The organism is Paenibacillus sp. GXUN7292, from assembly GCF_050864975.1.
Taxonomy (GTDB): Bacteria; Bacillota; Bacilli; order Paenibacillales; family Paenibacillaceae; genus Pristimantibacillus.
The window spans coordinates 72,168-84,366 of sequence record NZ_JBOZWO010000012.1; the positions used below are offsets into that span (position 1 = coordinate 72,168).

Consider the following 12,199-nt stretch of genomic DNA (forward strand, 5'->3'; position numbering starts at 1 on the left):
CTATGAATCGTAAATGGTTAAATCGTCAGCTCCTGTCGTATGTGCCTATCTTTTTGCTCATGGCACTGTTCATTGCCTATTTATCTTTTTTTACACTGAGTGAAATGTCGAAGCGCTCCTCAGAGCAGGTCAATGAAGTGGCGACAAGCAGGCTGCTGCAGCTCGTTGACTACTCCTTGCAGGAAATCGATAAGCTGATGATTAAGGAAATCAGCGATAATCCGCGCTTGCTGCGCTTTTTCTATGCGGGTGAAGAATCGGCGCTCAAGGAAAGCGAGGCCTCGGAGACGATTCGCAGCTGGACGATTATTAATCCGATGATCCAGTCGGTTTATTTGTACCGGCGCAGTGACGATATTGTACTCACTAATAAAATGCGCATACCGCTGGGGCAATTTTCTGATGCTGAATTTCTGATTCAGCACAGGCAGAGCAAACCAGATAAGCCTTGGATCGGCCCGCGCGATTACATCGGTTCCTCTTTGCAAAGCAGAACAGATAAAGTCGTCTCGCTTGTCAAAGAAGTGCCTTTTATAAATGGCGAGCTGGGCGTGCTTGTAGTCAATGTAAGTACGAATGCAATAGAGGGGCTTTTGAATCCTGGGGATGCGGCACAGGTTAGCTTTGTTGATCTGCTGGCTGAAGACGGGCATCCGATCCATGAACGGAGCGAGGGCCATTCCTTCAAAATATTAACGGAGCAGCAATCCGACTATACAGGCTGGACGATTCGCAGCGGTATCCAATCGGTCAAATGGATCAATTTATCGGAAGGATCTATCGTCGCAACGATTGTGGTCGGTATTCTTTCTATCGTGATTAGCGCAATCTGGTTCGTTTATGTTACAAGGCTGAATTATAAGCCGATCGGCATTATCATGAAGCGGATTACAACTTCTGCGCGCTTTAAGGAAGGCGGTCTCGTTGATCCCAAGCATCATGAGCTGGCGATTATAGATCATGCGCTGGACAAATTAATCCGCCAATCAATCGATTACGAAAAGACGCATGAGGAGGATTTGATTTACCGGAGGAAGGTGTTTTTTCAAGAGGTTCTGCAAGGCGAGAGGATCGTGACCGCGGAAGGGTGGCCGCAAGAAATGAAACGGCTGCAGCTGCCTGAGCACTCTTTGCCTGTTATCGTCATCGCAATAGAAATTGATCAATTTGCTGTCTTTAGCAAGTCCTATGACCATCGTGATCAAAATTTGCTTAAGTTTGCGGTCAGCAATGTCGTCAGAGAGCTGGCGCAATCATTGGAGCTTTATGTGAGAGAGGAATGGACGGAGAGCAATCAGCTTGACGTGCTCATTATGGGAAAGGAGGACAATAAGCCGACGTTAAAGGACGTACTAACCTTTGGTGAGCAGTTGCGTTTATGGGTAAAAGAGCATTTGGCGTTTTCGATAACGATTGGAGTAGGGAATTTTGCAAGCAAGCCGGAGCAAATTTTGTTGTCCTGCGAGCAGGCGGAGGATGCGCTCAAGAAAAAAATCGTCATCGGCTCCAACCAGATTATTTTGTTCGAGGACGGGCCGGAGGAGCAGGCGCTGCCGTCTATCCTCGAATATTTGCCCGACATCCATCAAATATCGCGCATGTATCGAATGGGCGAGAGCAAATGGCAGGAGGCTTATGAGCATTTGTTCCAGGCGCTGCGCAGCGCCGCGCTGAACCGCGATGATGCCGTTACGCTGATCAACGTCTTTTTAGTGACGCTGCACCGCGAGATGCTTGAGCTGCCTTCGGAATACAAGGAGATGTGGAGAAATAAAATGATGCCGCAAATTAATGAGGCTTTCGCCGCCTTTGAAATGATCGATGAATTGCAAGCCTCCTTGCTCATTCCACTGCATCAATTCGATGCGGCTATGAAAAAAATGCGCGAATCGAGGCAGTATGTTTCTATTGTGGAGCAGGTACGCTGTTATATCGATTATAACTATGCCAATCCTGATTTATCGCTGGCCCATTTGGGGGATGTATTTGATACGAATCCCAAATATTTAAGCTATATTTTCAAAGAACAGCTAGGTGTAAAATTTGTTGATTACTTGGCCGTAGAAAGAATGAAGCAAGCGAAAAAGCTGCTTAAATCGACGGAAGCTCCCATCCCGGATATAGCGGAGAGGGTAGGTTATGTTCATGCTGTTTCTTTTAACCGGGTATTTAAAAAAATCGTAGGGACGACGCCGGGCGGATACAGAAGCAGCGCACAAAAAGCATAAGGCAGGGGGATAAATAAATGTTGAAGGTCGCTATTATTGGTGCAGGTAATATTAGCTTTTCGCATATTGAAGCCTATCTCGCTTTTCCAGCAAGATGTCAAATTGTAGCGGTAGCCGATACCTATCTTGACAAGGCAGCTGCGAGAATCCAGCACTATCAGCTTTCTGCAAAGGCAGTCAGTGATTATAAAGAGCTGCTTGCCGAAGATATAGACGTCGTCTCTGTTTGTACGCCGCCTTATACGCACGCGCCAATCAGCATCGATTTTTTGCGGGCAGGCAAGCATGTGATCGTGGAGAAGCCGATGGCATCCTCGCTGAAGGAATGCGATGAAATGAATGAAGCAGCGAAGCAAAGCGGAAAAATATTGTCCGCTACGGCCCAAAACCGCTTCCGTACACCGATGATGAACTTGAAAAGCGTGCTGGATACCGGCTTGATGGGGAAAATCGTGCATGCCCAGGTCGATTCCTTCTGGTGGAGAGGGCATTGCTATTATGATCTTTGGTGGAGAGGCACTTGGGAGAAGGAAGGCGGCGGCTGCACGCTTAACCATGCCGTCCATCATATCGATGCGCTGCTATGGATGCTGGGCAAGCCGGCCGAGGTGCAGGCCGTTATGAGCAATACGGCGCATGATAACGCCGAGGTAGAAGACTTGTCGATAGCCATCCTGAAATACCCGAACGGCTCACTCGCCCAAATTACGAGCTCCGTCGTTCATCATGGTGAAGAGCAGCAGCTCATCTTCCAGGGAACCGATGCGAGAGTGTCCGTGCCGTGGAAAGTAACGGCATCCACCTCCAAGCAAAATGGCTTTCCAGAGCCTAATCGGGAGCTGGAGCAGCGGCTGCAGCAATATTATGATCAGCTGCCCGCGCTTGAGCATGAAGGGCATCAAGGTCAAATCGATAACGTGCTGACAGCAATTGAGACTAGCGAAGCTCCGCTGATTGATGGCCATAGCGGCCGCGATACTTTGGAGCTCATTATGGCGATCTACAAGTCGGCAAGCACAGGCCAGAGTGTGAAGCTTCCGCTGTCTCAGGAGGATGCCTTCTATACGAGCGAAGGCACGCAAAGAGAAGCGATCCATTTCTACGAGAAGAAAACGGCAGTGGAGAACTTCCAGGATTCGCGCATAACGACGGGCGGGAATTATGGGTGAGGGATGAATTTTTTTGAATGCGTCAATTACTGATCTTTTTCCCTTGATGCACTTGCATTCTATTTAAGTGCTATGGTCAGTATCGAATTGTTATGATCGGGAACCGCATAGTATATAGAAAAAATAAAATCAACTTAGTTAACAAAAACGTTTTGTTACGAGCTATTTGGGTGCAAAAAAGGGGGCAATTTCACATGCCCCTTTATTGTGTTAATTTTTAGGGAAAAACTGTTCTTTATCAGAGACGATTTTCATTTTGCCTAACTTAAGTACGGGATACAAACACGACTAAAAACATCTTCAGGGACAGTCCTTGTGGCATACTGGAAAACCTCAGTATCATCATGATCGGTTACATAACAAATAAAATCATTTGTAATATTCTTTAATTCGATAATAGCTGGCTTCAGTTCGTTTAACACATCAATCATGCAGCTAATAAATTGTGTAGAAAAACGATCATAGGCCTGATCAAAAAATTCGTTATCTTCGTCTGGGATTGCAGAGAAATAATCTCCGATTGTTTTTATGTAGACATCTAAATCATCAGGCCAATCATAATACTCTTGATACGCGAAGTATGCATCCTCGAACTTCATTTCATCTCTAGATAGACTATCCAAACCATAATTATCTATTTGCTCATCTAACGAGCTCTCAGTATTCCAAAACATACTAACATATGTGTTAGTTAAATCAGTTTGTAAGATTAGAACATAAATATCTCGATACTTTTCGCTCTTACCAATCTCTTCAATAATTCTTGAATAATGCATAACAAGTCCATTTTTAAAGGCCTCATAATCAATTATATCCTCCATGAAAGATATCCTCATTTCTAATCTAATTTTTTGAATGACGGTGAACTCAGTGTAACCGCCTCGCCTTCCTTCGTTCGCCTGGTGTGTCGTGCTATCATCCATTGTCTCGAGGACAAGATGTCTTTCATTAATATCAATGTTCAATTTTTTGATCACATTCTTGGAGATTCTACAAATGGTCATTATTTCCTGCTTCTATTGCATCATTGTGATCTTATAACTCGTGCAACCGTTTCGAAGATGTTTGATTTCCATATTAATGACGGAGATGCAAAGGATCTAATCACAAGGAGATATTTTTAGGAGCCCAAAAGGCTCCCTTTTTGTATTAATTACTGGAAATATTAGGTGTAATTGTTTAAGCTATTGTTGAAGTAAAGGGCAATAGTTCAATTAAGAAACCTATTAGCTCATTACTCAATCTAGGAGAAGTAACAACTGAACCAGAACAAATATTTGGCGGTTTCCTTCATAGAATGTATCATTTAAAGACAGACAAAGCACAGTATGCAGTGAAAGCCTTAAACCCTCAAAATTATGCAACGTAAAACAGCCATGTACAATAGGTATTATCAAAAGGGGATTTCGATATTATGGCAGACGTAAAGTGGTAGCTTGGTTCTTGAAAGGAGCTTTGCGAGTAGAACGAACCGAGTTCTTTCCTTACACAACTGATAGAATAGAAGCATCGGGCGTATTCCGCTCGGAGAGCGGACGATCAGAAGCAATAATAGAAGGTCGTGATAGTAAGGAGCCTATCGGCCATCTACACCGCCGGGAAAATCCGGATTTGGTTTCATCGGATAAATCACAATAGGGCGGAAGAAGCAATACCATGAACCATATTGAAAAGCGGGGAGCAAAAAATCATGACTGTTAAAAAACAAATTGTTAAACGTAAATTGTTAATCGTTTTTGGACTGTTAAGTGTCGTCTTGGTTATTGGCTCATGTCTTTTTTACAATCTTGTGATTACAGCCAATAAAACAATATCCCCCACTAAGGATTATCAAGTTTCCTATAACCGACTAACAAAGACAATAACTCAACAGCAATTAAGCACCGGAATTAAGTGGTATGAAGAGGAATGCTACAATCCGACTTTTTTCTGGTCATCTAATGGAAAATATCTTGCAAGAAACATCACGTCTCCTTATGGAAACCGCAGAGCAGAAATAAGTGATTTAGAACACTCAACTGTTCATACAACGCTCACAAAATTAGATATTCAAGAAATGTATGAAGATACACGAACGCAAAACCACGATAACTATGAATGCGTAGAGATTACGAAATGGTTGGATAACACGCATGTGCTAATTGAGTTTTCATGGCCTTCTGATATACCGGGAGAAAACATAGCCGGTTGGTGCGTGTACGATTTTTCATCACGCACAATCAAGGAATTGGCCGTTGTCGAATGACACGGGACTAAAAAAGTAATTTAACAGACAGCAAAAACCGGCCTTGGTCTCCATTGGAAACTGGAAATTGGAGGGCGTTATTGAAATGGTTAAACGGATCTACCCTGCTAACGTATCTTTGGACGGGTACATGGAGGACGAGCGCGGCAATTTCGAGGGACGATCTCTAATGACGAGACGTATGCGTTCTGGACATTTGCACCTTCTCCAGAAGAGGTTATACATTAAGGAATCGTTCAACTAACGGGTACGATAGTTTAATGGTGACAGCGGCAGAATTGAACCCATTCAACGTCCATAGTCTACCTTATTTTCACAAGACGTTTTGCTATTTTCAATTTCGGTAGAAGCAACAGAAACCTTTTTCTTGCTAATCACGTTCATATTATAAGGTCATTGACGCTCACGGTTGTGAAAGAACAGGTTAAAGAATTGATCCTGGCCGATTGGGTGAAAACTGGGAGGATACTGGGATGAGAATGCCGAGCGAAGGCGAGCTAACGTTTCTATTCGAAGGAGACGAGCCACAGCTTCATCAATTTATTGAAAATCATCGTGAAACATTAGAGCGCCAACGATTTGTACTGGCGGACGAGCTTGCAATTGAGAAGCAAATTCCGATTGTGTTCGCTTACGTATACAGCGTCATCGTAGATTGGGGAGAGTTTGACGACGAGATCGTCCGATTGTTCGGTGAACGGCTTCAGGATGAATCGGTCGAGGTGACGACTACGGACAAAGGATTGGACGTTACCTACAATGGACAACTTCATCCGATTGCGCTCACTTTTTCCGGGAAAGATCGCTATATCACGATTCGCGGGTTCCAGGAGTTAATCCGAGACAAATACGAAATTCGTCTGTTTGAAGATTCGTATTGGTCCGATACCCACGAATTTTTGATATTACCAAAACAGCAGTGGGAGGAGCTGGACACCCGGTATCCGGCGCGGAATAGGGAGATCTTCCGCATTATCGATGACACGCTGGACTTTCCGTAACCAACCTAAGATGCTTTAATATCTGTCATTATGGCTACACTGTAGCTTAATAAATAACTAAAACGCGGCTGCCAGCATGAATCGGCAGCCGCGTTATGCTATACCAGCTAATAGCTTGTCAAGATTCCCAGAAACAAAGACCTAAATCATGTGGTATAGTTAAAATAAGCATGCCAAATAACCCTCCAATTCAATCTATATATTGGAAGGTTATGCCAATATAATTCCGTTAAGCCTGACGGAATGCTTTTTTACTTTTCAGGATGGCGTGGATCCAATGAACAAGCTTATTTGCACATGCGACCAGAGCTACTTTATGTGGCTTTCCTTCGGCTCTCTTGCGATCGTAAAACTCTTTGATTCGCATATTGCGAGAACGGATAAGTCCGCACTGGACAGCCATAACCAGCGCATATCGAAGCTGCCGAGAACCACGTTTGGTGATGCGATTTCGGGTTGCCGTAAATTTACCTGAAGCGAACACACTCGGATCGATGCCTGCAAAGGCGACCAGTTTTTTTGGATGATCAAATCGGTCGATTTCTCCAACTTCCGATAAAATTGTTGCCGCAATTTTATGGCCAATACCGGGAATCGACTGGATTAAATCATACTCTTCAATTTCTTCAGCCAGGGCATTTATGTTCTGTTCCAACTCAGCAAGATGCTCCTGGTACTGAAGAATGAGAGTTATAAGAACTTTTAAATTTATTAAGTGGCTAGCGTATATGGTTTGCTCGAAAGGATTTTGTATTGCCGCAATAAGTAGCCGCTTTACTCGCTCGTTAATCCAATCCTCTGAACGGCCTCGTTTCGTTGAAAGCATATCTTTGATTTTCGTTTTAAGCATTAATTCGTCCGTTTGCAAAACCGAATATGAGGTTGGAAATTCACTTAGAAATCGTAGTGAAACGCCTGAATACATAGCTCCGAAGACACCTTTGTAAGCAGGGAAAACCTGATCTAGAACAGCTTGGAATTGCAATTTAGTCTGTACACACATCTTTGAAAGAGACTCATATTGTCTCGTTAGATAGCGAAGATTGAGCAGCTGCACACCTCTTTTCTTAAAAGGTTCAAACTCTTCTTTGTAGAACAACTCTCCCAAAAGATAAGCATCAGCAGCATCCGTTTTCACTTTACGAAGGTTTGACTTTCTAAGCCGATTTGAGATGAGCGGATTAATGACAATATATAGATAGTGATGCTCTTCTAAGAACTGAACAACAGGGCTTTGATAATGCCCAGTGGCTTCTAAAATAAGCAAAGGACGTTGTCTGGATGCATGCTCGACTTCTTGAATGACTTGAAGCAGTTTCTCCAGTCCATCTCGAGTATGAGCGAAATGAAACGTCCCCTTATATGGTTTTCCACGCTCTAAAAAGGCTTGTCCATGACTTTCTTCTTTAGAAATATCTAGACCGATAACTGGATTCATTAGATCTCTCCCTATACGAGTAGATTCACCGGCAGCCCCTAAGGGTTCTTGTCGCTCCATAGCATCGCTTGTTATACGGGATCTCGTGTCCCAACCAGCCTCAATCATGGTCATGACAAGTAGGGGTGAACATTATAGCGCTCGGGATCAAGTCCCACGGGCAGGTACGTTCGACCAGGCTACCTTAATCCTCTATGCAAATGAAAAAAGGATCAACCAGAAAGAACTGGTTGATCTCATAATACGAACGGGCAGGATAGTTGAAGAAACATGTTTTAGCTTTGTTCAACAATCGGGCCAGATTGATTGCACTTCTATTAATGGTGGAGAATGCATTAATACGATATATGTTACAATATTAAAAAGGTAAACTTTGGAGGCACACCACTGCAATAAGACTTATAACGAGATATATCCCATCAAGGACATATTATGAAGCAGCGCTTTAATATAGGAGTTGTATAAAATGAATGAAAATAAAGGTGCACAAATAAAACACTCTTCAAAAGCAGAAAACATCCTACTTCAGATCAATAGTAAAACTAAGCTAGGCGACTTACGAAAAATCGCAAAGGACATTAAAAAAGATCACGAACTAGCTATGGAACTTTGGTCAACCGAAGAGTTTTTGCCCAGACTATTAGCAATCTTAATTATGGATAAAAAACTTCTTTCACAAGATATGTTAAAAAAGCTTGATAAGGATATGCAGACTCACACTTTTGATGAGCGAAATAACTTAATGGATTGGTTAATGGCTAATCAGCTCACCAAAGACAAGAAGACAATTGCATTGATGGAGTCATGGGAAAATAGCCCTTCTGCTCTTCAAAGACGAGCTTTCTGGTACTATAAAGGACGATTGAGATGGACTGGACAAACACCGCCTGATAACACCGCAGACTTACTATCTAAATTAGAAGCTAATATTATGCAGGAAGAACCGGAAGTTCAATGGGCTATGAATTTCACCGCAGGCTGGATAGGCGTTTATGATGAAAAGAATCGTACACGTTGTATTAAACTTGGTGAGAAAACGGGTCTTTACAAAGATGAAATAGTAGCAAAAGGATGTACCCCCAGCTATTTACCCGAGTTCATTAGAATTGAAGTTAACAAACGACATAATAATTAGTTACCCTTGAAAAATTTATTAAGGTTTAATTCAAAAAATAAAGGAATTAAAAGGTCAATAAGAAAATTGTAATAGGCTTGGACCGAAAAATAATGAAAACAACGCGTTATGGCAGCTAGAAAAAGATCTTCCAAAATCGGGCGCTATTGTTTAATATGCGTCTCTTTCTTATTCAACTAACGAGTACAATAGTTGAATGAACCACATTAATGAGCGGGGGCTGCGAAGCCTGCTCATTTTGTTAACGGGCAGACTACCGTAACATTTCCAATATACGGTTCGTATATTTATTATGGCATTCTCCAAAAACCCGTCGCGAGAATAATTGAAGGAGAGTAAATGTGCAGCTATTTACGAAAGTTATCATAGTGTTCGTATTCATTGGTTCGATTATTGGGTGCTCTAAACCTGTTCTTCCTAATGAGAGTATGTTTGAAGTGGGCATTGATGATTTAAGCGATATTCAAGTTAACCAACCTTTTAAAATAACCGGTTATTTGATGAATAATTCCAATTATCAGTGGGAGCTGTGGCATGGTGCAGGAATATTTACATACGAAATATATGATGAGGAAGGAACCCTCGTATCTCAAAATCAAAAGATGTTATTTAGGGACGATATTGGATATATTGCGAAGCTAGAGCCTAATGAATCATATAGACAGAACGGTGAAGAACATAGGAGTAAGGAGTATTATCAATTCACTATTACTAATCCTGGTCGGTATAAAATAAAGGCAAAGGCGGAATTTAAGGTTTCTTATGAACAATTAAAATACAATTATTTGATAACTTCAGATGAGATTTACATCATGATAAAGTAATTCGAATAATATCATCAAATCTTAAAGATGTAACAGAAAATTTAGGATTAAGCTAACGAAGAACGTTAGTTGAATAGTACACAACGATGAGCAGGCACTGCGGTAGCCTGCTCATTTTATTAAGCTAACTGGCAGAATTACGTGGTGGCAATCGGCTGTTTTTCTAGGCTCTAACAATTATCGATATGGAAGGGGGGGTACTACAACTTTTAGAACTAATTAATAACAAAGAAGAGGGATATAATCTTTAATTAGATAGAGAAGATAGTACTAAAAGAAAATACAACCGCTTGTTGCTCGTCGCGTTATATCTAAGATAATCTGATGGAGGGGCTCATCATGAGTAATAATTTGCATCGGGCTATTATTGGTTTTTTTTATGGCATTATTTTGAGTCTAATTTGTAGCTTCTTTATTACTTTAGTTGCCAATGCGTCTGCTGGTGTATTCACGGTAAAAGGCTGGTTTTGGTTTTTCTTTGGATTATGTGTGCCGCTTTCAATTACTTTTGGCATTACTGGATACTTCTTAACTTTTAAAAATTTAAGCATGCTAAAATTCTGGCTACTCTGTGTAATATTCGGATTTATTAATGTTTTATATATGGGAACCGTTGGAGCTATTTTAGGAAGTGCAATAACATACGGTCTTAAAAATATAAATGTCGGAGGATATTTTGCTTGGGGACCCATTTACGCAGCAATATTCCTACCATTATCCACGTTAGTTGTAGCAGGTCTTATAATGGGATTACGCAATGTTTTAGAAAATAAGAAATTGCTTAAAACTGAGTAACCAAAGCAGGAGCGAAAATTCAATTAATGACACGCTTATCAGTGTTCTCGGTCCTCAAACTACAAAAATAATAGAAAATTAATGCTCTTTGAACTAAATGTATCATTGAGCTAACGGGTACGTTAGTTGAACCTATTATGGAGCAGTTTGCCTGGGTGGCAGCTACTTTTTTCATTAATCTAAAGGATAGTTTAGTTCCAAAATGTGTTGATTTTGTAGTGTCTCTACATTTAAAAGTCGGCGGTCAATCCATTAATGAATGGAGGAATATCTGAATGTTTAAGATTAAATATGAAATCTTTGAGGATGATATTTATCGTCGCAAAACATAAAAGTATCAAATTCAAGTATACAGGTGGATCAGATGAATAGAAGACGAATGTCTCTTCTATTAGTTTCAATCATTCTTGTTTTACTGTATGGCTCAACATACTTACCTCATAAAATTGTTAAGGTTACTCCAAGTAAAGTTTCAAAAATAGTAATTTTCAATGGTAATACAGGTTATCAAATAGAAATAAATGAAAAAGAAGATATTGAATATATAATCAGAAACCTTAATGGAATCTCATTTCAAAAAGGCAAAATGACATCTGGATATATGGGATATAGTTTTAGAACAACTATTTACAATAACAAAGGAAAATCGGTTAAGGGATTAGTAATAAATACAACAGATACAGTTAGGTTTAATGGATTTTTCTATAAAGCTAAAAACAATCTAATCGACTATGGATATATAGAATCAATGTTTGAAAAATATCCATTAAAGGGGCCGTGAAGGGATTTTTTTGCTAGTAATTCTGAAGAGACATTAGCCACTGAGCACAGTGAAATCTTTACTGGATTTGAAACGGTTATATCCAAAAACGAGGCGGTAGTAACAATGGAGACTGACTATGAAGTGAAAATAACAGGTCTGGCGACTATGATAAGTTAAAAGTAATATTAACTTTACATCTGCAAAACAAAGAAGACAGGTGTTAATACACAAAATAGAAGAAGAACTAGCACAAGGAAGTACCAAAAATTTTAAAGGCACCTTATTCTTAGTACAGAGGGCTATATCGAGCTGCGTGAATATATTGATATCGACCGTCATCCTCATTTAGACAATGAGGGAGAATATCATTTTATAACAGACGGCCATATTGGTTATCCATACTCTGAGCAGCTTATCCTTGATTGCCTTAACCGCACCGAGCATGAGATGACGCAGGAGCACGCCTTCAAGGCAGCGGAGCTTTGTCTCACAGCGCAGCGCGATGCGCGCTGGATTGAAAGCCCGACTATGGGCCACAAGCTGGTAGATAAAAAAGCACCAACTAGTAAAACAAATGCCGCGTAGGAACCATTTGGTCCTA

The 12,199-nt window shown here is 41.0% G+C and carries 11 protein-coding genes and 1 pseudogene; 10 read left to right on the forward strand and 2 right to left on the reverse strand.

Annotated features, from left to right (window positions below; genetic code table 11):
* Nucleotides 1–2: 2 nt before the first annotated feature.
* On the forward strand, nucleotides 3–2,228 hold the full coding sequence (locus ACRRU2_RS12245) for a helix-turn-helix transcriptional regulator (RefSeq protein WP_432501956.1): 2,226 nt from the start codon (nucleotides 3–5) through the stop codon (nucleotides 2,226–2,228).
* A 17-nt stretch (nucleotides 2,229–2,245) separates the two neighbouring features.
* Complete coding sequence (locus tag ACRRU2_RS12250; RefSeq protein ID WP_432501958.1) at nucleotides 2,246–3,397, forward strand: Gfo/Idh/MocA family protein; 1,152 nt, start codon at nucleotides 2,246–2,248, stop codon at nucleotides 3,395–3,397.
* Nucleotides 3,398–3,657: 260 nt separating this feature from the next.
* Here the strand turns inward: ACRRU2_RS12250 and ACRRU2_RS12255 are convergent, their stop codons facing one another.
* Complete coding sequence (locus ACRRU2_RS12255; RefSeq protein WP_432501960.1) at nucleotides 3,658–4,218, reverse strand: DUF4303 domain-containing protein; 561 nt, start codon at nucleotides 4,216–4,218, stop codon at nucleotides 3,658–3,660.
* An 869-nt stretch (nucleotides 4,219–5,087) separates the two neighbouring features.
* On the opposite strand from ACRRU2_RS12255, the gene ACRRU2_RS12260 reads away from it, so the two are divergent.
* From ACRRU2_RS12260 to ACRRU2_RS12270, 3 genes are all read left to right on the forward strand, one after another.
* Nucleotides 5,088–5,642, forward strand: coding sequence for a hypothetical protein (locus ACRRU2_RS12260; RefSeq protein WP_432501962.1), 555 nt, complete (start codon nucleotides 5,088–5,090; stop codon nucleotides 5,640–5,642).
* An 85-nt stretch (nucleotides 5,643–5,727) separates the two neighbouring features.
* Nucleotides 5,728–5,886 carry a hypothetical protein gene (locus tag ACRRU2_RS12265; RefSeq protein ID WP_432501964.1) on the forward strand — a complete coding sequence of 53 codons (159 nt, stop codon included), beginning with the start codon at nucleotides 5,728–5,730 and terminating at the stop codon, nucleotides 5,884–5,886.
* 229 nt (nucleotides 5,887–6,115) lie between these two features.
* The gene (locus tag ACRRU2_RS12270; RefSeq protein WP_432501966.1) at nucleotides 6,116–6,643 is read left to right on the forward strand and encodes a hypothetical protein; all 528 of its coding nucleotides are present in this window, start codon (nucleotides 6,116–6,118) and stop codon (nucleotides 6,641–6,643) included.
* A 229-nt stretch (nucleotides 6,644–6,872) separates the two neighbouring features.
* On the opposite strand, the gene ACRRU2_RS12275 is transcribed toward ACRRU2_RS12270, so the two are convergent.
* Nucleotides 6,873–8,081 carry an IS110 family transposase gene (locus tag ACRRU2_RS12275; protein ID WP_331700258.1) on the reverse strand — a complete coding sequence of 403 codons (1,209 nt, stop codon included), beginning with the start codon at nucleotides 8,079–8,081 and terminating at the stop codon, nucleotides 6,873–6,875.
* Between the two features lie 466 nt (nucleotides 8,082–8,547).
* On the opposite strand from ACRRU2_RS12275, the gene ACRRU2_RS12280 reads away from it, so the two are divergent.
* The 5 genes and pseudogenes from ACRRU2_RS12280 to ACRRU2_RS12300 all read left to right on the forward strand — a co-directional run.
* On the forward strand, nucleotides 8,548–9,216 hold the full coding sequence (locus ACRRU2_RS12280; protein ID WP_432501968.1) for a DNA alkylation repair protein: 669 nt from the start codon (nucleotides 8,548–8,550) through the stop codon (nucleotides 9,214–9,216).
* A gap of 341 nt (nucleotides 9,217–9,557) precedes the next feature.
* Nucleotides 9,558–10,040 carry a hypothetical protein gene (locus tag ACRRU2_RS12285; protein ID WP_432501970.1) on the forward strand — a complete coding sequence of 161 codons (483 nt, stop codon included), beginning with the start codon at nucleotides 9,558–9,560 and terminating at the stop codon, nucleotides 10,038–10,040.
* A gap of 339 nt (nucleotides 10,041–10,379) precedes the next feature.
* Nucleotides 10,380–10,835, forward strand: a complete 456-nt coding sequence (locus tag ACRRU2_RS12290) for a hypothetical protein (RefSeq protein ID WP_432501972.1) — start codon at nucleotides 10,380–10,382, stop codon at nucleotides 10,833–10,835.
* Nucleotides 10,836–11,199: 364 nt separating this feature from the next.
* Nucleotides 11,200–11,616 (forward strand): hypothetical protein, encoded by a 417-nt coding sequence (locus ACRRU2_RS12295; protein ID WP_432501974.1) that lies wholly within the window; start codon nucleotides 11,200–11,202, stop codon nucleotides 11,614–11,616.
* Between the two features lie 255 nt (nucleotides 11,617–11,871).
* Nucleotides 11,872–12,183, forward strand: a pseudogene (locus tag ACRRU2_RS12300) (hypothetical protein); the annotation flags it as partial.
* Nucleotides 12,184–12,199: the final 16 nt, after the last annotated feature.

Excerpts from the sequence above, each read along its gene's own strand:
- ACRRU2_RS12265 (WP_432501964.1), top strand. The coding sequence starts at position 5,728 with ATGGTTAAACGGATCTACCCTGCTAACGTATCTTTGGACGGGTACATG.
- ACRRU2_RS12280 (WP_432501968.1), top strand. The coding sequence starts at position 8,548 with ATGAATGAAAATAAAGGTGCACAAATAAAACACTCTTCAAAAGCAGAA.
- ACRRU2_RS12260 (WP_432501962.1), top strand. The coding sequence starts at position 5,088 with ATGACTGTTAAAAAACAAATTGTTAAACGTAAATTGTTAATCGTTTTT.
- ACRRU2_RS12295 (WP_432501974.1), top strand. The coding sequence starts at position 11,200 with ATGAATAGAAGACGAATGTCTCTTCTATTAGTTTCAATCATTCTTGTT.
- ACRRU2_RS12255 (WP_432501960.1), bottom strand. The coding sequence starts at position 4,218 with ATGGAGGATATAATTGATTATGAGGCCTTTAAAAATGGACTTGTTATG.
- ACRRU2_RS12270 (WP_432501966.1), top strand. The coding sequence starts at position 6,116 with ATGAGAATGCCGAGCGAAGGCGAGCTAACGTTTCTATTCGAAGGAGAC.
- ACRRU2_RS12250 (WP_432501958.1), top strand. The coding sequence starts at position 2,246 with ATGTTGAAGGTCGCTATTATTGGTGCAGGTAATATTAGCTTTTCGCAT.
- ACRRU2_RS12290 (WP_432501972.1), top strand. The coding sequence starts at position 10,380 with ATGAGTAATAATTTGCATCGGGCTATTATTGGTTTTTTTTATGGCATT.
- ACRRU2_RS12275 (WP_331700258.1), bottom strand. The coding sequence starts at position 8,081 with ATGAATCCAGTTATCGGTCTAGATATTTCTAAAGAAGAAAGTCATGGA.
- ACRRU2_RS12245 (WP_432501956.1), top strand. The coding sequence starts at position 3 with ATGAATCGTAAATGGTTAAATCGTCAGCTCCTGTCGTATGTGCCTATC.